Origin of the sequence: Fuerstiella sp. (genome assembly GCA_022447225.1) — a bacterium.
Lineage (GTDB): Bacteria > Planctomycetota > Planctomycetia > Planctomycetales > Planctomycetaceae > S139-18.
In genome coordinates this window covers 12,304-36,827 of sequence record JAKVAZ010000003.1, presented here as the reverse complement: position 1 = coordinate 36,827, position 24,524 = coordinate 12,304, and the positions used below count along the sequence as shown (strand labels likewise).

Genomic DNA, 24,524 nt, shown 5'->3' with positions numbered 1-24,524 from the left:
CCAACTCCGGCAGAGTGGACGGTCCGGTGCAAAGCCGATGCAGCCAGCACCTATTTATGAACGTCTGTTCCACAGAATGAGCATGGAACGGCCTTCATTAGCAGCCGCTTCAAAATTGGTACTTGCTCGTGGCCGGTCTCTATGTTCAGATGAGACAAATTTGTCTCTCCATCCGACCATGGAACTGACTGTGTTTTCCTTCGATTTCACCAGGATCCTCGCCACCGTATTTTCACCACTGCGGCGTTTGTCTATGAACGCTGTTGCTGTGTGGTGGCCGGCGAAAGTTCGTACCAAACAGCGTCTGCGCCGGAGTGCCGTTGCAGTCGGCTCTGAGGTGCTGGAACAGCGGACACTTTTGGCCGGCAATGTGACGGCGAATCTCATCGCCGGCAATCTGATTGTCCAGGGGGATGAAGCTGACAATGTTGTTGAGCTGCTCAGCGATGAAACAGGAACGATCGTATTACGAGGACTGGACGGAACCTCAGTTAACGGGAACACAGAATTTGTTCCAGGTGACGGGATCCCGGAGATTTTTGGCGATCTGCAGGTTCTTTTGGCCGATGGTGACGACGCTCTGGTGATCGACGGAATTCGGGTCGCAGACAGCCTGCGAATTGAAGATGACTCAGGAAACAACACCGTCACCATCCAATCCTTTACAACCGGGGCAAATCTCTGGATTGAGCAGGGCGCCGGTGATGACATTATCCGGGTAATCGGCAGCACTGTCGGTCGTCATTTTGTCGTGAACCCGTCCGGGGGAGAAAACATCCTGTTGACCGAACAGGTTCAGGTGAGTGGTGACACCCTGTTTCAGGCAGGAGGTCAGGCGGATTCTCTGATTTTCAACGCCAGTAATTTTTCTGATGATCTTTTGGTGACCAGCGGTGCCGGCAGCGATTTTGTGTTCGTGGGTCCTTCAGAGCTGGTCGATGGACCTACAGTAATCGAGGATGAGGTCCGGATACGTACCGAAGATGGAGATGACGACATTGTGTTCAGCGGACCAAACGCATTTGGCAACAGAACAGTTCTAAACGGTGGTTCCGGAACCAATCGCACAGATATTGAATCCGATAATCAATTTGCCACCGATCCACAGCGTTTCAATTTTTCGAGTGACTCGATCCCGTCCTCGGAAACTGAAGTTACAGTCTCTGATGTACTGACACGTATTGCCGCTATTCAGCGTGAGGAAGTTCTTCCTCTCCTGCTGAATCTTGATCTGTCGGCCAATACGACGACACAATCCAGTGAAACGTTGCTCACCGGAAATGCTGATTTTGTGATCGCGGGAACCACGACAGCAGGAGCGGTTATCACCATTGACAGTGATGCAGACGGTGAATTCGATGATGAAACCACAACTGCGGACGAAACCGGACAGTTCAGCAGTGAGCTGAGACTCACGAACACGCCTGCCAATAAAGGCGCCAACGCCATCCAGATCAAGTCTTCGCTGGATGGTGAGGAAACCGTCGAATCACTGAACGTCCATCTGGCGGAAGGTACGGTCCTGAGATTCTCTTCGTCTCTGGGAACATTTGACACAGAACTTCTGGACGAGGATGCTCCACAAACTGTCAGCGCGTTCCTGGCTGATCTTTCACGCAATGACAATTCAATCATACATCGCAGTGTAAGTGATTTCGTCATACAGGGCGGCGGGTTTGCAGTATCGGGCAGTGACACAATTCCACCTGTGGTCTCTCGCATCGCACCGTTTGAGGCTCCGCCAAATGAATTTGCTTTGGCGGAAAATTCGAATGTGCGCGGAACACTGTCCACGGCTCAGGTCGGCGGAAACATCAACAGTTTCACCGGACAGTATTTCATCAATACGGTTGACAATCTGTTTCTTGACAACGTACCCCACACGGTCTTTGGCAATGTGATTGGAACCGGCATGATTGTGGTTGATACAATCAACAGCCTGCCGGGCTTCAATTTGGTCTCTGATTTTGGTGAGCCGGCTCTTACGGACGTTCCGCTGCGGGATTATGCGGATACCGAGGTTCCCGCCGCGCGAGACAACTTTGTCATCGTCGAGAGCATCAGCGTTTTATTGGCCGGAGCGGACTCAGATGGTAACAGTGACGAACTGGCAGCCGATGAAGAGCAGTCCTAAACATCCACGGTGCCGGTCCGTCTGAACGCCTGACGAAGCAGCGGGCGGTTCACGATGGCGTGAGCCCTTGTCGGGGTTTACTCTCAGAGTGACGCGTCTGTTGTGATCAGCGAGAGTCACGTATGAAGGTGGCCAGTGTTCCGCAGGCGTTAAAAACCCTCGCCGTCACCTCCTGCAGATAATTCAGCGGGTATCGATTCATCTCTCTCCTTCACTCACATCAGACGGTGTCCGATCGATCTTCGTAAATCGTGGCAGGCACAGGCGTCCGACCGGAATTACATCATCGGTATCCGGCCGACACGGTAGACTCTGCACATCCTCAATGCATTCTTCTCAATCCGGAACAGACACCAGATGACATGGTCAGACTACCGGTGAATCCCGTTACGTACTCCAACACATCAACCATCCCCTTATCGGAAACTAATGCGGGGAGTCACAGACAAACTATGGGAATAGTCAGGACCTCAGCAGCATGATAAAATTCTAAAATCAGTACACTGTCGGTGGCCTGCAACTGCCAGAGTCTCAGCATCGTCGCTGTCCGGCATGCATCTCCGACTTTCGTTTCCCGCAGATCGACCATCACCACATGAAGGCAGCCATCTTACGCAAATTCGGACAGTCTCTCTCAATCGAAGAGGTCGAAACACCTCAACCCGATGCGGACGAAGTTCTCATCCGAGTCAGAGCGGCCGGTATCGACGGAACCGATTTGAAACTGATCGAAGGATTCGGTTACCGACCGGATCTTCCTTTTACGACCGGGCACGAGTCAGCAGGCATCGTCCACGAAGTCGGTCAAGACGTGACGGACTTCAGCCCGGGTGACCGGGTGATCACATACAATTTCGCTACATGTGGTGACTGTTTTCTTTGCCGGTCGAACCGTGAGCAATTGTGTCCCAACATGACAGGGATCGTAGGGGTCCGCGGCATCCCTGGCGGTCACGCGGAATTTCTAAAATTACCGGCCCGACAGGTTGTCTCGTTCCCCGAATCAATTTCCTTTTCCGACGCGGCCGTGCTGTGCGATGCCGGTATCACGGCTCTGCATGCAGTGGAGCGGTCAGAACTGAAATCCGGGGAGACGGTCGCCATCATCGGAGTCGGCGGTGTCGGATCATACGCGATTCAGTTCGCAAAGCTCGCCGGCGCCCAGGTCATTGCGGTCGATGTGACTGACACCAAAACAGAACGAGCTCTCGAACTGGGAGCCGGTGCAGCCATCAATTCCTCTCGACAGGATGTCGTCCATGAGATTCGGCGGATGACAGATGGAGGCGGTGTCGACTGCGTGATCGATGTTGTCGGCAAAGAGTTAACCATCGCCGGCGGCGTCGAATCGTTACGCAACGGCGGACGAATCGTAATTGTCGGCTACACCCCCGAAGACTACGCTCTCAGCGGGAAACGGATCGCCCAAAACGAATTGCAGATCATCGGAACTCGCTGCGGTCGTAAGCAGGACCTGATGAACACGGTACGACTGGTTGCAGAAGGTAAAACTCAGTCGATCGTCACCGATCAGCTTCCCTTCGAACAGATAAATGAAGCACTGTCGAAACTGCGAGCCGGGGAGGTTCTGGGACGACTCGTCCTGCAGATGCCCGAGTCTGCATTCAATGCAACGTAGGAGCCAAGCCGCCCCGAATACCGGAGCATCCGGGGAACACAGCCGAATCAGCGCCAGTGTGCGGTGACAAGTTCGTCAAGAAACGCCTTTTCCTGAGGAAGCACCTGTTGAGGCTCTTTGGGAAAGTCCCACGCGAAAGCCTCATACTCCATCGCAATATACCCGCCGTACCCGGCACTCCCCATTGCACCGAACAACCTGTCGAAATCGATTTCGCCCTGTCCCAGTGGCGGAAAAATAATGTTTTCCGGATTGCCGGTCGCATCTTTGGCGTGCACATGCACGATGCGGTCCTGTAGCGATTGAAACGCCTCCACGGCATTGTCACCTCGAATGTGATAGTGCGCCGGATCAAACAATACGCGCAAAGATTCCATTCCTGTTACGGACAACAGTCGCCTGGTTGTCTCAATATTGTAGGTTAAACAACCAGGTGGACTCCCCGACTCGATAGCAAGATTGATTCCCAGCCGATCGGCGACCGGCAATAGCTGCTCAAGGGATTCGACGGCCCAATCAAAATACCACTGTTCATAGCCATAGGCGTTTTTCCCTCCGGCCCCCGTGACCACGGTCGGTGCACCCAGGTCAGCTGCCAGCTGGAGACAGCCCGTAACGAATTTTGTGTTGATCTGCCGCTCCTGGGGATCTCGAGCACACAGATTCGTATGGGCATTCAAGGCGGCAATCGCAATCCCGGCCTGTTGCAATCGTTTGCTGACTCGGTCCCTTTTGGTTGTATCATCGTCGGGACTCATATGGGGGACGGGAACAGGAACAAAGGGCGGCGCAATCTCCATACAGATGTCGATTGCGTCATAACCCTGCCCGGCCAACAGGTCGATCGCCTGTTCAACAGGAAATTCGCTCAGAATATTGGAATTGCAGCTAAGGCCTTTCATAGTGATTCCAGGGGGTTTCGTCGTACAGACAAGGGAGCGTCGACGTCGATCGGCCGAACTCCTGATCGTGAACCGGTCACTTCAAAAGGAACCAGGGTTGGAAACGATGCTCTGCGTTTTACAAGAGAGATCTCTAGCGAAGGTCATCCTGCCCGTTGATCACCGGCCGTACGTCTCCCAGTTCAGGAAACACACTCCTGGCATGTGTCTCGACGCAGCACGGCTGCCCCCCTCCGTCACGCGGACCGCAGGCCAATCATTTCACGCGCTTCGGCCGGCGTCGCAATCGGGCGGCCCACGAGCCTGGCCATTTGCACCGCTCGGTCCACCAGATCAGCATTTGTTGACGCATACGATCCATCGGGATGTCGTCCACAGTCTTCATACCCAACGCGGATGTGCCCGTTCTGCAGCACGCCACGATTGATCTGAGCCCAGTATTCCCGGGGACATCGCGACATACACGACATCGACCAGTTGATCCGCTCGGGCTGGTGGTAGATCTGATTAAACAGGGCGAGGTCTGTCATCGGCTGGCAGCTCTGACCCGGCCACCCAAAGAAAAAGGTACACCACAACGGATCTTCCAACAGTCCTGTTTCCTCTTCACGGTGGCCATCGTCCGTCCAGAAGATACCGTCACGAATAATCCGGATGGCATCGAAAGCCCCTGTATCAAAGCACTCCAGTTCCGGCTTGACGCCATGCTGACTGGCCCATTGAAAATACTGTCGCAGTTCATTGATCGGGTGCACAGAATAGCAGCAAACTGGTTTTACCTGATCGGGATAAGGGTCGAAGTATTCGTCGTGCGAATTCACATTCAATGAACTCATTTCAGGCTTGATCGCCTCCCATAACTCCAATTTCTGTTCGGGACGCATGCTCGCCAGTCCCTGCTGGATTCCAACCTGAGGAAATTTCTCGCGAATGTTTCTAACGATGGCAGCCGTGCCCTCAATGTCAGGAACCTGTAGCTGTCTGCCATCAGTCTGCACAACCGGATCTCGTGAGTAAAGTCCGTGCACGTGGTCCATCACGGCGCCGGCGGCGTTGGCATCGTTGTATTCCCTGGCAATCGCCTCAACTGTTTGTAATTCATCCGTACGCGGGTTGAGTGGGTCCTGCAGCTGTGGATCACAGGTGACGGTGATAATGAGCGGTTTCCATTTCATCAAATTTTGTCTTCCTGAATGCCATTGCCTGCGGGAGTGGAAGGAACCACTGCAACCTCTGGCAGGTCGTTTTTCCATCACAGTTGCGGGACAAATACACTCGACTATCCTAACGGCTGCCCGCATGTTGGGAAAGTTGCATGACAGAACCTGTCACCAATCCGAATTCGGAAGTGCGCGAACCGCCGGAGACGCTTTCGTTTCCACGGGCCCTCAATCATCTTCACAGCAACGCTTGTCGGTTCCGGTGAACTGTTCCTGACCACGACATACGGGGCTCAATCCGGATTTCAGACCCTGTGGCTGGTCATCGCTGTTTTGGTTTTTCAAAATCGCAGTCCAGGACTGCCAAATGGGCGTTACACGACTCTGTGGGCGATTAATCGACTGCCCGGACCGATTTTTAAGTTGACAGGATACGGAGGTGCCTTGTTACTCGCTGCTCAAACCTTCACGTACTTGCGCAGCACTCCCCAGTCCGCCGGCGCCGTACCAAAATTATACGAGGTCGCAACCTCACTGACGTAGAGGTCACCTCGTGAATCGACCGCAGTCGAATGCGGGCAAAAATACTGGCCGGTTCCGATCGGATCAACTTCGCTCCATTCCGACAGGATCGCACCAGCCGAATCGCGCACCGTGACCCTTGCCGGTAATTTGTCCAGTCGAGGTTGACGCCCATAGAGAAGAAAGCCACCCATCTCTGCGACATAGATGTATCCCCTGGCGTCGATACACACATTGTTCGGATAATTTGCATTCCACTCGTTCAGGTACTCTCCCTGTGGACTGAATACCTGCACGCGACGGTTCATACGGTCGGAAACGTGCACCAGACCATTTCCGTCAACGAACACACCGTGAGGAGTCCGGAACTGTCCAGGACCGTCTCCCGGTTCGCCCCACGTCAGCAACAGTCTGCCATCGGACGTGAACTTGTGCATCCGAGCGTTGCCATATCCGTCCGACACATAGAGGCCACCTCCGGGCGCGAGCGCGCAACCAGTGGGTTCATTGAATGGAGGACCGGCCCGAGCCACTTCGTGGCGACCGCGCACATATCCGGTATCAGCCGGTTGATCTCTGGTATCGATCATCATCGTCACATCGCCGTCTGGTGTGAATCTGGAAACCCGATGGCCCCAGTCGTCGACGACGTAAACAGAATCATCCGGGCCAATAAAAAGACCGTGAGGCCTCACAAACAGGTTTTCTCCCCATGAATTCAGGAAGTTTCCTTCGCGATCAAAGATGAGCAGGCCATCCTTATCCTTTTCATTTCTAATGAGCACGAAAACGCGGTCGAGTGAATCCACAGCCACTGCGGGCGCATCTTCGGTCTTCCAGTCTTTCGGGAATCCGGCCCACGATTTCACTTCTTCATAAACGAATTCACCGGATCCAACTTTTCTCACGATTTATTCCCTAGGGTACTGGAACGTTGATTTGAAAAGATGATTGCAGAACTATTTATTGATAACAACCGGACGGACACACGTACGTCATATCGGATTTCACGAATCATCAGTAAGCAGTTTGTGTTGATCGATATCCCATTGCGCTGCAGCTTGATATTGGAATCATGAGGGCTGCAAGCCTTCGATGCGTAGCGGCATTAGACTTCTGAGTTTAGTAAACTTGTTCACATAGAGTCTGAGTTTCAGGGCGATCTATGCAGTCCTGACGCAACTGGACGTGGCAGCTCGCATGGCGTGCGCAGTGCGTGGTTAGAATCCCGACAGGGGCTTCGTTGCTGCATCATCAGAAAGGAAACGGAAATGGATCTATTGAGAGTCTGGGTGTTGCAGATCTGTGTTCTGACGATCGGCACAGTTGTTGTCCCCAAAGCCGCACACGCTCTGGAGCCGACGATACCGGTCGTCCCGATCGGTACCACTGCGATGCCGCCGGACTGGGCGATCTGGGAGCGACACATTCTGGAGCAACTCCATCCGGCCCTGCTCACGTTCGTCAACAAGTACACACGGGAGGACGGCACACTCATTTGGCGCGATGAATGGCCGGGAATCGACGGGTCCGATGACGGATACGAAAGCTTCTATAATTTCCCGCTTTACTACGCTCTGGGTGGTCCGGCATCGATCGATCCGCTGGCCCGCAGGCTTTGGAACGGGGTCACGCGACAGTTCACCGGCTATGGTCAGGTCCATAATGAATTTGACGCCCACTACGACTGGATGCACCACGGCGAATCATACACCAACTTCTACATGTTCGGCCTGATGGATCCGGACGACAGTACATTTCGCCAACGTTCCGTCAGGTTTGCAGCCCTTTACACCGGAGAGAATCAGGACGCACCCAATTTCGACCAGGAAAAAAAGCTGATCCGTTCGCCAATCAACGGCAGTCGCGGACCGCGTTTTGTCACAACGCCAGAAGACTGGATCACTCATCGTCCCGGATTCACCCCTTACCCACTGCCCTTCCCCGATATCCCACACGTTACGTCAAGCGAAGCCTGGAATGACGACGAACTCTTCCCGTTCATCCTTAACACTATGAACGAGCGGATGATGCGGGGCGATGTTCCTCTCAATCTGACCTGCACAAGCCTGATGCTCAATGCCTACATGGCCACCAGTGAGGCCAAATACAAACAGTGGATTCTGGACTATGTGGAAACGTGGATTGCCCGTGTGCATGAGAACAACGGCATTCTGCCGGACAATGTCGGACTATCGGGTGAAGTCGGCGAATATATGGATGGCAAATGGTGGGGCGGCTATTACGGCTGGCAATGGCCGGGCGGACTGTTCAACCAACTCGAATCAACCATCATCAGCGCGACCAATGCCTATGTTGTCAGCGGTGACCCGAAATATCTGGAACTGCCGCGTTCTGTAATCGACCTGGTGAGCAAACACGCCAGGTCAGAAAACGGCACATTGCTTGTCCCGCAGCGACACGGCGATAACGGCTGGCACGATTATCAGCCGTTCAATTCGAAGTACCTTGTGCAACTCTGGTTTGTGTCGCGAGCAGAAGAAGACTGGCAACGGATCGAACGACTCAGTCGTCCCGCCACCTGGAAAGAGCTGAACTACTCAAAAGCCAAAGGGGACTCCGAAAATCCAGAACAATGGCTCGCATTTGTACGTGGACAGAATGACGACTATCCGGTGGAAGTCCTCAAAGCCTGCTTTCAGGAAACACGGAATCGACTAAACCGGATTGCCAGGGACCGAACGACACCCGATCAGCAGGGCGTCCATCACTGGCAAAGTCTGAACCCGGTCGTACTCGAGGGACTTGTGCAGCTGCTGCTCGGTGCGCCGAACCATATTTATCATGGGGGCCTGCTGCATACGAGCGTGCGATATTTTGATCCCGGCCGTCAACGATCCGGGCTGCCGCCGGATGTTGCTGCGCTCGTCGATCGCCTCACGCCCGAGGGGTTTCGTATTCGGCTTGTCAATCTACACCCGACTGAATCTCGCGATGTGGTTTTGCAGGCAGGGATGTTCGGCGAGCATGACTTCACCCACGTACGGCAGATCGATCATTACCCCTATCAATTTTACACAGTAGACGGCCCGGCCTTTCGTATACGACTGATTCCCGGTGCGGTTGGACAACTAATGATCGATCTCGACAGATTTGTGAACTCGCCAACCTATGCATTTCCTCCGATGGATCCATAACCCGGACCATCCCGTGTCCAGTCTGCACCGGCATACGGCAGAGAAGTGTGCATACGAGATGTTTCCTAATTTCTTCCGTGGCAAGGTCCATCGCCGGAGTCACAGATTGAGCATGGAACGCAAAATCGTTTTACTTCACCGGTGCCAGCCCCATGGCTTTGTTTAAGGCAGGCATCAATTCGTTGGCAAACAACTCCATACTGTGCACCCAGCTTTGCTTGTCGTCCCAGTCATACCCCATTGAAATCAGCGTGCCAAACGGACCAATTTCTTCAATCAGAAGCAACAGACGACGGAGCACTTCGTCCACATCCCCTGCGATAATCTGTTCTTCCATCAGGTAATCGATATTGCAGTCGGCATTGCTCATGTTCAGGTCCCGCTTGAACATCGCGCGTCCAAAAGGACTTTGATCCAGCAATTCGCCAATATATTCAAAGCCGGCACCCATTGAGTTTGAACGTACACGTTGCTGAGCTTCTTTGGTCGTATCTGCCAAAAAGATGGCGCGTGCTACTCGCCAGTCAGAGCGTTTCGGCTGATGACCCGCCTCCAACGCAGCGTCTTCGTAGATCTGCCACATTTCAGCCAGGACGTTGGCGGCCGGCAGCCCGTGATTGAATGGCTGGTAGCCCCTGCTGCCGGCGAACTTCATCGCCGAGGAACCTCGAAACTGCCCCGGAATTGCAATGGGGGGATACGGCTTTTGCAGCGGTTTCGGTATGTACCCAATGCCGTGCTCTTCGTCCAGTTGTTCGTCAATTTTGAAATCCCAGAACCTGCCGGACAATTGGTACGGAGGATCAGACGTCCACAACTGGACAATCATGTCGGCGGCTTCCATGGACATGGCACCGGCATCTTTTGGCTCGTGGCCATACATTTCCAGGTCTGTCGGGACGGCTCCAGGACCGAAACAAAGGTTAAGTCTGCCTTTAGACAGATGATCCAGATACGCCAGACGGCAGGCCACATTTCCCGGATGGTGCTGATTAAGACAGACCGGGGCCGGTCCCATGCGGATCTGCTGCGTTTCACCCAGCGCACGAGCAATGAGAAACTCCGGCGTCACGATATTCTCATACTTCATCGTGTGGTGCTCACCGATCCAGAATTCGCTGAATCCCAGTTCATCTGCTCTGACGATCAGTTCCAGGTCTTCGTCACAGCATTGAGTCAACGGTTTGGTCGGGTCATGAAACGGCATGATGAACATGCCATGACGGATCGAATCCATAACTACGTTCCTGATCTTTGATCACAAATATGCACGAAACAGGTGACAATCCAACAATATGGTGCGTACTGTGTCTTCCAGGTGATCGGGCGTCAATCGCTGACGCTACAGCTAATTTCTTTATTTCCGCAGCCGTGGTCGACTGTGGACACAAACGCACACCCGTCGGCCTGCAGACTCAGGATCTGTCAGCTGCCGTATGCTTCATGACTGAATCCTGCTGCGGGTGCGGGAGTCATTCCGATCTGCAACCGGCTGCGTACATCCCGCATCAACAGCAGAAAACTGCGACAGTGCTGTATTGTGCTGTCGCATTGCTGATACTCAAAGCTGAAAATCTGAAGCAACATCATACATGCCGGCCACGAACTTTTTGAACGCGCGTGCCCGATGGCTCAGACACTGTTTCACCAAAGGGCTTAGTTCTCCGAAAGTCCTGTGGAATTCCGGGATCAGAAACAAAGGATCGTAGCCAAACCCGCCTGTCCCGCGTCGCTCATCGACAATACGCCCCCGACAGGTACCCTCCGCCGATACTCGCGGCCTGCCTGACGGATCAGAAAGCACAATGCTGCAGACGTATTCAGCATCGCGTTTATCAGCAGGCACGCCTGTCAGCTCCTGCAGCAACTTGTCATTGTTACGCTCGTCGGTGGCGTTTTCACCGCTGAACCGCGCAGAGTAAATTCCCGGAGCGCCGTTCAGTGCGTCGACACACAACCCGCTGTCTTCTCCGATCGCCCACTCCCCGACCGCAACTGCCACCTGTGTGGCTTTCTTAGCAGCATTGGCTGCAAAGGAATCTCCATCTTCCACCACTTCAGCCACCTGCGGAAATTCGGTGACCGGAACCACTTCAAAACCCTGAGGCGCAAGAAGATCTGAAATTTCCGCAGACTTCTTACGATTGCGGCTGGCAAGAACAATGCGATACTTCATTGTGACCTTGTAGTCGGAAGCGACTTCAACCGCCACCATTTCACTCAACTTTGTGATCGATCATGCTTACGGAACAAGGCTGTCGCCAAAGACGACAGAATTTATGGTCAGTATTACCCGATACCGTTGAACAGGCTTTGATCGGTGATTCGCGACATGTGCAGTACTTCTGCGGTTTCCGGACAAATCCGATTAGTTTCTCTGCGGATCAGGCCGCGATGCTCCTGTTATCGCGTGACGGGCATGCAGTGCTGTTCTGCGACAACTTCACGCGTCGGTCCGCTGTCGGTGAGGTTTTCGTTTCTGAGGAAATCATTCAGCCTTGGTATGACCATCAGCATTCTGTGACGAATCGTCACCTGTCCCTGTCTTCAGCGCTGAGCACATATCCCCGAACCATCGATCCCTCAGCTTTGCTGGTCGAACGTGACGGCCTGTCAGTTGAACTGACTTCAGTAATCCCGAACTCCCTAACAAGCATCTCTGTCGGTAGTACATCTTCTTCACTTGGGACTGTCATTCGTCGGCTACGTCGGACAAAGCAGCCGGATGAACTGTCATTGATACAGAATTGCATGAATGCCGGGGCCGCGGGACAGGCCGCCGCATTTAATGCCGTAGTGCCCGGTGCAACGGAACTGGACGTTTACATCTCCGTTCAGGCGGCCGCTCAACAGACCGCCGGCTGTCCGTGTATCGTTTATGGAGATTTTCGTGCCACTAATGCCGATGTTTTCAGGGCAGGCGGACTCCCAACCGAACATCGACTGAAGACCGGCGACATGATGATTCTGGATTTCAGTGTGGTTATCGCCGGCTATCGCAGTGATTTTACGAACACCGTGGCTGTAGGAATTCCGACTTCGGAACAGGCCTCTCAGGCTGAGGCGTGTATCGCGGCGCTGACCGCAGGCGAATCAAAATTGGTCGCAGGAACCGGCTGCGCATCCGTCTTCGAAACCGTGGACGCTCAACTGGTGCAGCGAGGCTTTCCGGGTTTGTCGCATCATGCGGGACATGGTTTGGGACTGGAACATCCGGAAGCACCAATCCTCGTTCCACACAGTACGGATAATCTGCTGCCAGGCGATGTCGTTACCCTGGAACCGGGTCTGTATATCAAAGGCGTGGGGGGAATGCGTTTTGAACACAACTATGTCATTACGGATTCCGGATGCGAACGATTGAGCCGGCATGATCTGGGTCTGCAACCCGGCTGATGTCGCTGCCTGCTGCGGACAGGGATTCTTCATGCCAGGAATTCACACCGCCGGACGCTGGAAGCATACCCGCCCCCCGTTAGGCTGTGTCGGTCGAGTGATTTCACTTTATCAGCCGACAGGGTGGTCTGCGTGGACCGGGATAACGTTACACTGCCGGTTCAACTCAACTGGATAACATCAAAACACCGGAGAATTTACAGTGGCAGATTCGGTTGTTCTCGCCTATAGCGGTGGTCTGGACACATCAGTACTGGTCGGCTGGCTTCAGGATGAAGGATATGAAGTCCACTGCCTGTACGTCGATCTGGGTCAGCCCTGCGAAGATCGCGACGCGATTCTGAGTAAGGCCCTCAATATTGGGGCAAAAACATCGGAAATTGTTGATGTCCGCGAAGAGTTATGTCGCGACTTCGCGTTTCCGGTACTGCAGTGGCAGGCAAAATACGAAAGCATTTATCTGCTGGGCACGTCAATCGCTCGTCCGTTGATTTCCAAAGCCTGTCTTCAGCGAGCCCGTGAAGTTAACGCTGCCGCGTTCGCCCACGGCGCCACCGGAAAGGGCAATGACCAGTGCCGATTCCAGCTGGCCGCAGAAGCGCTGGATCCGAGGGTGCAAATGATCGCACCATGGCGGAACGAGAAGTTTCGCAGCCAGTTTCCCGGACGAAAAGAAATGCTTGAGTACTGCGATGAGAAAAACATTCCGGTTAAAGCGACAGCAAGCAAGCCGTACTCCAGCGACGAAAACTGCCTGCACATCAGCTATGAAGCAGGAGACCTGGAAGACCTGACTGTGGATGGTGAAACAGTCGTAGACTTTGGGATGACAGTGTCTCCTCAACAGGCGCCTGACCACGAAGAACCGGTGACCATCGGTTTTGAATCCGGGGTCCCGATTTCTGTCAACGGAAACAGACTTTCCGCCGCTGAACTGGTGAGTGAACTCAACACGATCGGTGGACGTAACGGCATTGGACGAATCGATATGGTTGAGAATCGATTCGTGGGAATGAAGAGCAGGGGAGTGTATGAAGCGCCCGGAATGACAATTTTGTATGCCGCACACCAGACACTCGAACAACTCACTCTGGACCGCGACCTGACACATCTGCGTGATCAGCTGAGTCCTGTTGTGGCGGAAATGGTCTACTACGGATTTTGGTACGGTGCGAAGATGGATGCACTGATGGCCTTCATCCGGGAAGCACAGCAAGTGGTCACAGGAGAAGTGAAACTCACACTTTACAAAGGTAACATTCGCACAAGCAGCCGAACATCTTCCAACAGCCTGTATGATGCAGACATTGCAAGTATGGAACAAAGTGGAGGAGACTACGATCAGACGGACGCAGAAGGTTTCCTGCGAATCATGGGTCTGCCGGGCAGGGTTCAGGGAACCGTTCGGCCACGATCCTATTAGCCTGAATCCGTCGATTTTCCCGTGCAGACACAAACCTGCAGCGCGAGCCGGATCAGCCACCTCTGCCCACAGCAAACGTTTGTCCGTCGGGCGGTTTCTGTCCGACGGACATTGTCCCGTAAGAGACCATTCCGATACTGTTCACCAGGGCAGATTTGAGGCCGAAGAAAACGTCGCCTGCAGAACCACACACGATCTACAGTCGTAACCGGAACCTGCAGCACAGTCGAACCGGCCGCAGGAGTCGCTGCACATGATATGTATCTCCGTCGCTCCGTCTTCACGTCGACTGGCTGCTGCTGATCTGTTCAATGCTTCCAAACAGTGCGACCTGATCGAATTGTGCCTGGACCAGTTTGAACGAAAACCAGACGTCGGAGCACTTCTGGACATTGTCGATAAACCGATTCTGGTGTCGTGTCGGCAACCACGGGATGGCGGGCACTGGGTCGGGCCTGAAGAAGACAGAATCAGCCTGATTCGCAATGCGATCGCTGCAGGACCGGAATACGTGGAAATGAACGTGGAACTGGCCGAGCAGATACCAAGATTCGGCACGACAAAAAGAGTGATCAACTACACCAACCTCCACGGCCCACTTAACCGAACGTCCGTCAACAGTGTGATTCAACGATGCCTCAAAGCGAACGCTGACGTTGTCAAATTCACATGGCTGACTGAAACACTTGACGACATGTGGCCTCTGCTGTCGGTGGCCACGCAGAACCGTGATGTTCCGGTGGTCGGCAAAGGCATCGGTCCCGGCGGACTTGCCTTTTCACTGCTGGCACGTCGCTATGGTTCCCCCTGGATCTATGCCGCACTCGAACAAGGGATGGCAACCAGTGACGGAGAAGCCACCGTTGCTCAACTGAACGAAGAATACTGCTGTTCGGATGTGACCCGTCAGACCAGATTCGTGGGGATCGTCGGACGAGGAATTGTGGAGAATACAACGTCCCGTATACTGAACGCAGCTTTTAAGGAATTCCAGGTGCCGATCCGGTGTCTGCCCGTCATTCCCGGCCGCCCGGATCGACTGCGCAAGATGCTGGAAATATTAAAAATCCACGCCCTGATTATCCACAGTGAATTCGCTGAACAGATGCATCAGCTGGTCGACGAACAGCATCGGACCGTGGGTGAAGATGGTTACATGGACATCATGTCCGAAAAACAGGGACGGTGGAAGGCGCGTGCAACATTGTTCGATTCGATCGAAACAGCCACCTCCGGTATTCGTAACAGCAAAAACTGGGCTCAGGGACGAGTGATTCTGATCATCGGTGCTGATGCACTCTCGATGAGTATGGCCAGTCGGTTTCAGGAGATGAACTCAGCGGTTAGTCTGGCATCACCGTCCGATAATTCGGCTGCCAGGGCCGCAAAACAGGCTGGTGTACGCCATGTTCCCTGGAATGCCATTCACAGCCTGATGGTAGAGGGAGTCATACTGACCGATGCCAGCATCAAATGTGGTACCGGTCGAGGTGAACTGAACCCGTCGCTGTTGCGCGAACGACTTACTGTCGTCGATCTGTTGAGTTATCCGGCTGAGTCCGCGATAGCGCAGGAAGCACAGGAACGCGGTTGTCACTACGTGAATCCCGCAATGATTTTTGCATGTCAGATGCAAAAACAGTTCCGGTATCTCACCGGAAAATCGTTGCCGCTCGAAGCGTTCCGGAAGGGACTCGGAGGGTAGCACCAAGGAACTGCACTGCATCCGGTCCGGCATGAGCGATGGAGGGAGGCAGCACGCCGGGAACGACTGAGTTTTTCAGAAGACCCTCGGGACGTGTCGATCGGACGCGAAAAGTAACAGGCCGGCCATCAGTACCAGTGCATATGCATAAACAAATTTCTGTTTACCGGAACAAACTTAACGGAAACCCGGGTTCAGCCAACAACCGGAACTCGACGCTCCAGTTCATAGGGGCGTCGTTCCGAACCTCGAACCACCGAACCCGCCTTTGCCGTTCGATACAGCACACGAACAACCTGAAAACCAAGTTTCAGGTACAGACGTACGGCCGGCTGATTGTTGGCTGTCACTTCAAGAGTTGCCGTCCGAACACCTGTGCTTTGGTACGCGTGGAGCGTTTTAAGCAACAGAGCACGGCCGATACCAAATCCACGATGCTCGGGAACCACTCCCAGATTTTGAATTGCTCCGGTTCTGCTGGTCCGAACCAATCCCTGAATCATCGCACAGTCATCTGCAGGCCAGACCGGTTCCGGCTGAAATTTAACCAGCCATGTCCCGCTGACGAAGAACTGAGCATGATTGACAGTCTCACCAAGCAGTCGCCGACAGCCGGCCAGATTGCTCAAACAGTTAAATAATCGGCCGTCAACATCATTCCGAAACGCGCGCCACTGAACCTGAGCATGACGTTCCTGAACCAACGGCTGCCAGGGAACAAACCGGTAACCGTCAGGAAGCGCGGGCGCTTCCAGTGTTTGTTGGAGATCAATCTGCATTCTCAGCCGCTTGTAGTGCTTTGCTGTTGCACTCATACAGTCCGATTCCGGATAAGCGGGATCCAGCGAGAGAAAACACATGTCTCACATGAGTGAGACCGAATCATCAAAGTGATTCTACCGAAACCAGGCGGCAAGTCAGCTGAAATACTGCCACTGACTCAGATCCCCCCCAAATTTGATCTGATTACGAAACTGCTGCAAATCGTCAATTCCGCGTATTCTACCGCGTGTGCCGTATTTGTTGGGTGGGGAGGGGCAGACAGACGCCCCGTCGGTCTGGTATCCGACTTCCACGCTCTGCCCCCTCAAGCTCAATTATTTCGCAGGACGGCAGCCTGCTGTCAGTCACAGCCTGATCTGTTCGCCACGGAATTAACCACACTTCGTTGCTGAATTCTGACACCCATCGGACTTTTCGTGTATCAATGCGGACTCCTTCTGTGACCGATCACTCCATCCGTGCACTCACTTTAGAAACCCGTCCAGGTCAGCATGAGACACAACATGACAATAAATCATGTTGATAATTTCTAACTCACGTTCATGAAGCTGATCGGTCGCTGCTGCACAGGCATCGTGAACCACCAGAACACGAAAGCTTTCGTCCGCCAGAGATCGGACTGTTGAACTGACACACTGATCAGTAAATATGCCGGTCACGATAACATCGGTGATCCCGATATTGTGCAAAATCAGCCGCAGGTTTGTACCAGTGAGTGCACTGTCTGTCGTCTTGGTCAACACGATTTCATCACCCAGCGGCGACAGTGACGGCACAATCTGACTGTCATCACGTTCTTTCGGTAGCAGCAGATAATTGAATCCCGGTTTTTTTTGACTCAGCGACCGATCACGACCATCAGCAGTCTGACAGGCGATCCGGGCAAAGATCACCTCGATCCCCGCATTGCGAGCCCAATCAAGCAGGCGCCCTGTGTTGGGGATAACGGTTTGATTCATGCGGTCGAAGAAGGGCCTCCAGCGCGTTGCCTCAATCCTGTCTTCCGGAACCTCCAGATAAGTGTTCTGAATGTCGATAACCAGCAGCGCGGTGGACGATGGATCCAATACAGGATCATCCGGCGCGTCGGCATTTGCGTAATAAAAGCTGCGAAACGCAGTTTTCCAGTTTGCCGGCGAGTCAGACACTGTCTGAATGTCCTCTCAAAAGGCCGTCGTGAGTTCCGCCGCTGCCGGCTGTGCACTCGTCAGTGCCCATCCGAATCCAACCATACCGATTCTGTAAACAATCGAGTCACCAGTGACCAACTGGACGGCCATTAGGATTTCGCTGATTCCTTATGTCAGCTTCCTTCCCGACACCCGAAATCACACGACAAGTCGCTTTCCGGCATAACCGACGAAACCACGGAATCCGCACACCAACGGCTTCCACCGAATAATGCTTCACGAGTAACGAGACGTCAACGCTCCAACCAACAGCCCGTCAGATCAATTTTCGAAAACACGATCAATTTTGACAATTAGTCTGAACTGATACGAACCGTTCATCACTCCAAATGACTGTCAGTGATATTGTATCATCGGATTCCTCCGAAGGATCGCCTGAATGCCAAAGTCCATCTTCTGTACGGGTGTGTGCGCCGTCCTGTTGTTTGTCTTACTGCTTCAGCAATTGCTGGGGACGATATCACCACAGGTATCCGGGGAGTCGCGACACCGAGCCGTTAAGTTGCTTAAGAACGGCAATTATGCGGAGGCACTGGAGGTGTTTCGGAAGCTGATTGAAGATTCCGACAATGGCGGACAGTTCACTGCAGATGATCTCAGCAACGCCGTAAACTGTCTGCAACACCTCAATCGAGTCAATGAATTCGACCAGCTGGTCGAGACGGCAATCGAGATTCACAACAATGACTGGCAGTTGCTGCTCACGGCGGGTCAGTTATTCGGTGAAGCAATTGATCACCACGGATTTGTTATCGGCGGACAGTTTGAACGTGGAGAGCATCGTGGTAACGGCCAGTATGCTTCATCGGAGGCGCGAGACCGGGTCCGGTCGATCCAGCTTTTGCTAAAAACGCTGGCAGCACTCGAACAGGCAGAAGACGCGACGCCGGAAGCAAAAGCAAATGTGTGGGGCCTACTCGCAAATATCACCGGTCAGGAGCGATTATCACAACCATGGAAATTGCAGGATCTCACTGACCTGACCGTGCTTCCGGGCTATCAAAACCTGTCCGGCAACCATCACTTTGAAAGTTACGGTCATTCCCCGCCAGACGCACCAGTCGATGAAGAGGGCGACCCGGTGCTGTTTCATGTTCCGAATTCCTGGGAAACGGGCAGCTCCGACGGAGAGCGGTGGCGGTGGGCAATGGCACAGCAGGTACTGCTTGCTCCGAACCGTCAGAGTGCTGTGGACCTGGAATGGGCCCGGTTCCTGGTCAGGCAGTTCGGCGTCCGCTCCACGACGCATCAACTGGCTCCGGTCACGCGAACTACAGGAGATCGATCTGTTGCCGGGTTCACTCTGCATCAACTGGACGATACAGAAACACTGGCACGACTGGCAATTGGTGAACGAAGACTCAGTCTTCCGGAAGAATTCAATCACATTGCCGTCATTCAACGAGTGATTGATCGAAAAGACAGCCAACAGAAACAGGCGATTGACATGATGATTCAGGTGCGTATGAATCGTCATCAGTATCCACAGGCGGCTGCCCTGCTCCGAAATGCACTCGAACTGACTCGACAGCCCAAGGTTCGCAGTCAGCTGCGTAAACGCATCAGGCAAATCGAAGACAACCAGATTCAGTTTGAGACGGCGAGGACTCAGTCCGCCGGTCAGGGAGCAGTTCTTGATATCCGTTTTCGAAATGGCAGCCAGGCAAGTTTCACCGCCCGTCCCATCGACATCGAACAACTCCTGTCAGACACACGTGAGTACCTTGAAGACCGCCCCGCGCAGCTTGATCACAACAGAATACAAATCCAGAACGTGGGCTATCGTCTGATCAATGACAACCGAAGTAAATATCTGGGAAAACCTGTCGCCAGCTGGGAACTGGATCTGACACCAAAGGAAGGGCACTTTGACGTCCAGGAATCGGTCACGACTCCTCTTAAAAAGGCAGGTGCCTACTGGGTCGAAGCAACAATCAGAGACGGCAATACATCACGGATCGTACTGTGGATTGCAGACACATCGATCACGAAAAAACATATTGAAGACGGTACGCTTTACTTCGTGGCAGACGCTGCAACCGGTGCTCCGGCGGATCGAGCCGGCATGGAGTTTTTTGGCTTCCGTCAGAAACGGATTGGTCGCACTCGCAACCACCACGTTATCACTCGCCGGTTTACCGATCGAACCGACGGAAATGGATTGTGTGTGGTTGCTCCTGAACAGCACAGTCGGATGCGGTGGGTGACTGTTGCCAGAACCGACGCGGGAGGTCTGGCGTTCGATGGCTTCAGTCGTTTCTGGAAAGCACAGCCACTACACGAACTACACGACAGTCCTGTCAAAGTCTATGTAGTGACCGATCGTCCGGTGTACAGACCGGAACACGAAGTGAAATTTCGCATGTGGATACGTCAGCCTCGCTTTCATGAAAAGGAAGCCAGGTATGCTCATACATCTTTTGTGCTGCAGGTGTACAACCCTCGAGGGGACGTTACTGAAGAACGCAGCGTAACCACCGATCGATGGGGGGGGATCGACGGAACCTGGCCCGTTCCGGCCGACGCCGTTCCGGGCAGCTATACGCTGGCAATCTGTCGAAACGACAATCGCAGCAACAAGCCGGCCATTGGCAGCGGAGATTTCCAGGTGGAAGAATACCGCAAGCCTGAGTTCGAAGTCAGTATCGACGCCCCCGATGAACCAGTGAAACCGGGCGAGACCATTTCAGCAGTCATCAATGCACGCTATTACTTCGGTGCCCCCGTCAGCAATGGTAGAGTTCGCTATAGGATCGAACGCACGACGCAAGACAATCGGTGGTTCCCGAAAACGCAGTGGGACTGGCTGTTTAGTCCCGGCTACTGGTGGTTCCCCCCCGATTCAGCCTGGTATCCAGGCTGGCATCAGTGGGGCTGTTTCGGTCCGACTCCGCGGTGGTCGGGCTGGAGTTTTGATCCGCCGGAGGTTGTTGCAGAAGGAGATGCAGCTATCGGGGCCGACGGGACGCTTGCAGTGAAGATCGATACAGAATCAGCACGACAGCACCACTCCGACAGCGATCACCTGTACCGTATCACTGCCGAAGTGATGGATCAGTCTCGTCGTACAATATTTGCGGAAGGTGACGTTCTGGTGGCACGAAAGCCATTTAAGGTATTCGTCTGGACGGATCGAGGCCACTACCAGACCGGAGACACGGTCACTGTTAACCTGCAGGCCCGAACATCCGACGGAAGAAGAGTCGAAGGACCTGTCACCGGAAGACTGCTGCAGGTTACCTGGAATGGCAATGACGCCGAGGAGCGAGAGGTCGAGACATTTGATATTGCGACCGGTGAAGACGGCTCGACGTCATTTAAAGCCGTCATTCCGCAGGCGGGTCAGTATCGAGTGTCCTGCAGTGTAACTGATGTTGAGGGAACAACCCTGGAAGGCGGTCAGTTGCTTTACGTCCGCGGCCCCGGTGACGCCCAACGCGGGTATCGTTTTAACGATCTGGAACTGATTGTCGAAAAACGTGACTATCAACCAGGTGAAACGGCCGTAATTCAGATCAACACGAATCTTCCCGACAGCACAGTCCTGTTGTTCGTACGCCCCGTGAACGGGGTCTGTCCTCAACCGGAAGTCATTCGTCTGAAAGGCAAGAGTACGACATACAACCTGAAGATTCGACCGGAGGACATGCCCAATATATACGTTGAGGCCCTGACCATTGCCAATGGTCGCCTGCATTCCGCAATGAAACAAATATTTGTCCCGCCGGTACAAAAAGTAGCGGAGGTTGAAGTGGTGGCCTCTCAGAAGGAATACCGACCTGGCGAATCTGCCGAAGTCACGGTGAAACTCCGTGATGAGTCCGGCAGACCATTTGTGGGCAATGCCATCCTGACAGCATACGATGCGAGTCTTGAGTACATCGCAGCGAGTACAAGTCAGGAGATCCGCAAGTTTTTCTGGAACATCCGCAGACAGCATCAATCGCGGGTTACCTCCACACTGCAGCGGATCTCGGTTCCCCTGTTCCGAAAGGGGGACCGACCGATGCAGCCTCTGTCAGGCGGTTCTCCCACACCGATCATGCCCCTCGGTAACACCGGCGGCCGTGTGTTGAGGTCGAGTCGGATGGAAGAAAAAGAGTCGCCTGGTTCCCCAATGGCGATGGCGGATGACGGTTTATCTGCTGACAGTACCGCCTCTGTGGAACCGACCGTGCGTTCTGTTTTCACCGACACGGCACTGTGGCTGGCCTCGGTCGATTCCAATGCCGATGGTTTAATCACAGCACAATTCGATCTGCCCGACAATCTGACAACGTGGAAGATTAAGGTCTGGACACTCGGAAGGGGAACCCGTGTCGGGTCCGGGACCACAGACATCATCTGCAGCAGGAAGCTCATCATTCGACCACAGTCGCCGCGATTCTTCACTCAAAAGGATCAAATCACTCTGTCAGCCATCGTACACAACGACCTAAACACGGCCAAAGACGTAGATGTGGTGCTGGAAACCGAAGGTGGACAACTGCGACACCTCACAACGTCGACACAAACGGTGAAGATCGAACCAGGCGGCGAAGCCCGAGTTGACTGGCCGGTGCAGGTCGTTGCTTCAGGGAATGCTGTGGTGCGCATGAAGGCACTCACCAACGAAGAATCTGATGCCGTGGAACTGACCGTACCGGCTCAGATCCATGGCATTCTCAAGACCGAAAGCTTTGCCGGCGCCATTCGCCCTGGCCAGGATTCAGCACAATTGCAGCTTCACGTTCCGGCCCGACGCATCGAACAGCAGTCTCGATTGGAGATTCGTTACAGTCCTTCACTCGCGGGAACCATGGTTGATGCGCTGCCCTATCTCATCGAATACCCCTACGGCTGTACGGAACAAACCTTAAACCGGTTCCTGCCGGCAGTGCTCACACAGCGCACACTCGTGAACATGGGTCTTGATCTGGAAGCAATTCGAATAAAACGTACAAACCTGAACGCTCAGGAAATCATTAATTCCGCAAAAAGCAAACAGCGATGGAACACTCGAAATCCAAACCCGGTCTTCGACACAGACGAAATGAACCGAATCGTTCGCAATGGGGTACAGGCACTCACGGACATGCAACTCTCTGACGGGGGATGGGGCTGGTTCTCCGGCTATGGAGAACACTCATCACCGCATCTCACCGCCCTGGTTGTCCATGGATTGTCTGTGGCCCAGGTAAATGATGTTCCCGTCCTTCCGGATGTGATCAACCGAGGCGTCCTCTGGCTGAAGTCATACCAGGCTGCCGAACTGGTCAAACTTCAGGAAGGGGACAGGCGTCGTGAATTCAGAGAATCCCCCAACGGTAGTCGTCGGTCATTTCGAATGCAGGCGGGGAACATGGATGCCCTGGTCGCCTGGGTGTTGTCTGAACACAATGGCAACAACCCGGCCATGACTGATTATCTTGATCGCGACCGTCTGCAACTCAGTGTCTACGGAATGTGTCTGACGGGTTTGGTGCTGCACAGTCAATCATCAAATGATCGGCGGGACATAATTCTGCGGAACGTTGAGCAATACCTGCAACGGGACGATGAGAATCAAACGGCCTGGCTCAGGCTGCCTGGCAGTCGCCGGTGGTACTGGTATGGCAATGAGAACGAAACACACGCAATGTACCTTCGCCTCCTGCTGAAAGTGCGTCCAAAAGACATAACGGCACCACGTGTGGTCAAGTATCTGCTGAATAATCGAAGAACCGACGGACACTGGGGCAGCACACGTGACACAGCTGTCGTGATTGAATCGATGGCCGAATACATCGACGCAACTGGTGAAGATCGTCCTGACATGACCGTGGAGGTCTCGATTGATGGTCAACTGCACAAACGCGTCAGGATCAACGCTGAGAACTTCTTCAGCTTTGACAATATGATGCTGCTGGAAGGAGACACGGTACACACGGGAGCCCGCAACATCGAAATTCGTCGAACGGGAACCGGACCGGTTTATTTCAACGCGTACCTGACGTTTTTCACTCAGGAAGATCCTGTGACGGCCGCCGGTCTGGAAGTAAAAGTGCGACGACAATTTTATCGACTCGAACGGAACGACGACCAGGTGAGCGTTCGAGGTGACAGGGGCCAATCGGTGAGGCAGCGAACGACACGATGGAAGCGGATCCCGCTGGCGAACTTCGACCAGGTCAAAAGTGGTGAGCTGGTCGAAGTTGAGCTGCTCATCGATAGTAAAAACGACTACGAGTATCTCCTCCTGGAAGACCATAAGCCAAGTGGCTTCGAACCGGACGATCGACGCAGTGGTTACGTCAACAGCGGACTGCGAGCCTATCGCGAACTGCGGGACGACCGAGTGTCCTTCTTTATTTCCAGGCTCGCTCGAGGCAACCACAGCATCAACTACCGTCTGCGTGCAGAAACACCCGGCCGCATGTCCGCCCTCCCGGCTCGCATTAAAGGAATGTACGCCCCGGAACTTGTCGGTAACAGTAACGAGTTCAAACTGCAGGTCACGGAGGCCGTAAAATAGAAAACAGCCTCATCCAGCG

Annotated in this window: 15 protein-coding genes; 7 read left to right on the top strand and 8 right to left on the bottom strand. The window is 53.8% G+C overall.

The annotated features are described in order from the left end of the window. Positions 1–190: 190 nt before the first annotated feature. Together MK110_03180 and MK110_03175 are read left to right on the top strand one after the other, a co-directional pair. Positions 191–2,134, top strand: a complete 1,944-nt coding sequence (locus tag MK110_03180) for a peptidylprolyl isomerase (GenBank protein ID MCH2210278.1) — start codon at positions 191–193, stop codon at positions 2,132–2,134. A gap of 595 nt (positions 2,135–2,729) precedes the next feature. Next, positions 2,730–3,773 carry a zinc-binding dehydrogenase gene (locus MK110_03175; protein ID MCH2210277.1) on the top strand — a complete coding sequence of 348 codons (1,044 nt, stop codon included), beginning with the start codon at positions 2,730–2,732 and terminating at the stop codon, positions 3,771–3,773. Positions 3,774–3,820: 47 nt separating this feature from the next. On the opposite strand, the gene MK110_03170 is transcribed toward MK110_03175, so the two are convergent. The 3 genes from MK110_03170 to MK110_03160 form a co-directional block, all read right to left on the bottom strand. Further along, a complete protein-coding gene (locus MK110_03170) occupies positions 3,821–4,675 on the bottom strand; it encodes a sugar phosphate isomerase/epimerase (protein ID MCH2210276.1) in 855 nt (284 codons plus the stop codon). Positions 4,676–4,911: 236 nt separating this feature from the next. After that, positions 4,912–5,850, bottom strand: a complete 939-nt coding sequence (locus tag MK110_03165; protein MCH2210275.1) for a 3-keto-5-aminohexanoate cleavage protein — start codon at positions 5,848–5,850, stop codon at positions 4,912–4,914. 443 nt (positions 5,851–6,293) lie between these two features. Further along, positions 6,294–7,265 carry a peptidyl-alpha-hydroxyglycine alpha-amidating lyase family protein gene (locus MK110_03160; protein MCH2210274.1) on the bottom strand — a complete coding sequence of 324 codons (972 nt, stop codon included), beginning with the start codon at positions 7,263–7,265 and terminating at the stop codon, positions 6,294–6,296. Positions 7,266–7,628: 363 nt separating this feature from the next. Between MK110_03160 and MK110_03155 the strand changes: the two genes are divergently transcribed. Then, complete coding sequence (locus MK110_03155) at positions 7,629–9,515, top strand: hypothetical protein (GenBank protein MCH2210273.1); 1,887 nt, start codon at positions 7,629–7,631, stop codon at positions 9,513–9,515. Positions 9,516–9,645: 130 nt separating this feature from the next. On the opposite strand, the gene MK110_03150 is transcribed toward MK110_03155, so the two are convergent. Together MK110_03150 and rdgB are read right to left on the bottom strand one after the other, a co-directional pair. Beyond that, complete coding sequence (locus MK110_03150) at positions 9,646–10,752, bottom strand: LLM class flavin-dependent oxidoreductase (protein MCH2210272.1); 1,107 nt, start codon at positions 10,750–10,752, stop codon at positions 9,646–9,648. A 324-nt stretch (positions 10,753–11,076) separates the two neighbouring features. Next, positions 11,077–11,727 carry an RdgB/HAM1 family non-canonical purine NTP pyrophosphatase gene (rdgB, locus tag MK110_03145; protein ID MCH2210271.1) on the bottom strand — a complete coding sequence of 217 codons (651 nt, stop codon included), beginning with the start codon at positions 11,725–11,727 and terminating at the stop codon, positions 11,077–11,079. 182 nt (positions 11,728–11,909) lie between these two features. On the opposite strand from rdgB, the gene MK110_03140 reads away from it, so the two are divergent. The 3 genes from MK110_03140 to MK110_03130 all read left to right on the top strand — a co-directional run bounded on the left by MK110_03140 (position 11,910) and on the right by MK110_03130 (position 16,039). Then, positions 11,910–12,911, top strand: a complete 1,002-nt coding sequence (locus MK110_03140; GenBank protein MCH2210270.1) for a M24 family metallopeptidase — start codon at positions 11,910–11,912, stop codon at positions 12,909–12,911. A gap of 202 nt (positions 12,912–13,113) precedes the next feature. After that, positions 13,114–14,334, top strand: a complete 1,221-nt coding sequence (locus tag MK110_03135) for an argininosuccinate synthase (protein ID MCH2210269.1) — start codon at positions 13,114–13,116, stop codon at positions 14,332–14,334. Between the two features lie 253 nt (positions 14,335–14,587). Beyond that, the gene (locus MK110_03130) at positions 14,588–16,039 is read left to right on the top strand and encodes a type I 3-dehydroquinate dehydratase (protein ID MCH2210268.1); all 1,452 of its coding nucleotides are present in this window, start codon (positions 14,588–14,590) and stop codon (positions 16,037–16,039) included. A 194-nt stretch (positions 16,040–16,233) separates the two neighbouring features. Here the strand turns inward: MK110_03130 and MK110_03125 are convergent, their stop codons facing one another. The 3 genes from MK110_03125 to MK110_03115 all read right to left on the bottom strand — a co-directional run bounded on the left by MK110_03125 (position 16,234) and on the right by MK110_03115 (position 17,970). Continuing rightward, the gene (locus MK110_03125; protein ID MCH2210267.1) at positions 16,234–16,854 is read right to left on the bottom strand and encodes a GNAT family N-acetyltransferase; all 621 of its coding nucleotides are present in this window, start codon (positions 16,852–16,854) and stop codon (positions 16,234–16,236) included. Positions 16,855–16,956: 102 nt separating this feature from the next. Next, positions 16,957–17,130, bottom strand: coding sequence for a hypothetical protein (locus MK110_03120; GenBank protein ID MCH2210266.1), 174 nt, complete (start codon positions 17,128–17,130; stop codon positions 16,957–16,959). Positions 17,131–17,286: 156 nt separating this feature from the next. Beyond that, on the bottom strand, positions 17,287–17,970 hold the full coding sequence (locus MK110_03115; protein MCH2210265.1) for a cysteine hydrolase: 684 nt from the start codon (positions 17,968–17,970) through the stop codon (positions 17,287–17,289). Positions 17,971–18,391: 421 nt separating this feature from the next. Between MK110_03115 and MK110_03110 the strand changes: the two genes are divergently transcribed. Then, positions 18,392–24,505: an MG2 domain-containing protein gene (locus MK110_03110; protein MCH2210264.1), complete on the top strand. Its 6,114-nt coding sequence runs from the start codon at positions 18,392–18,394 to the stop codon at positions 24,503–24,505. Positions 24,506–24,524: the final 19 nt, after the last annotated feature.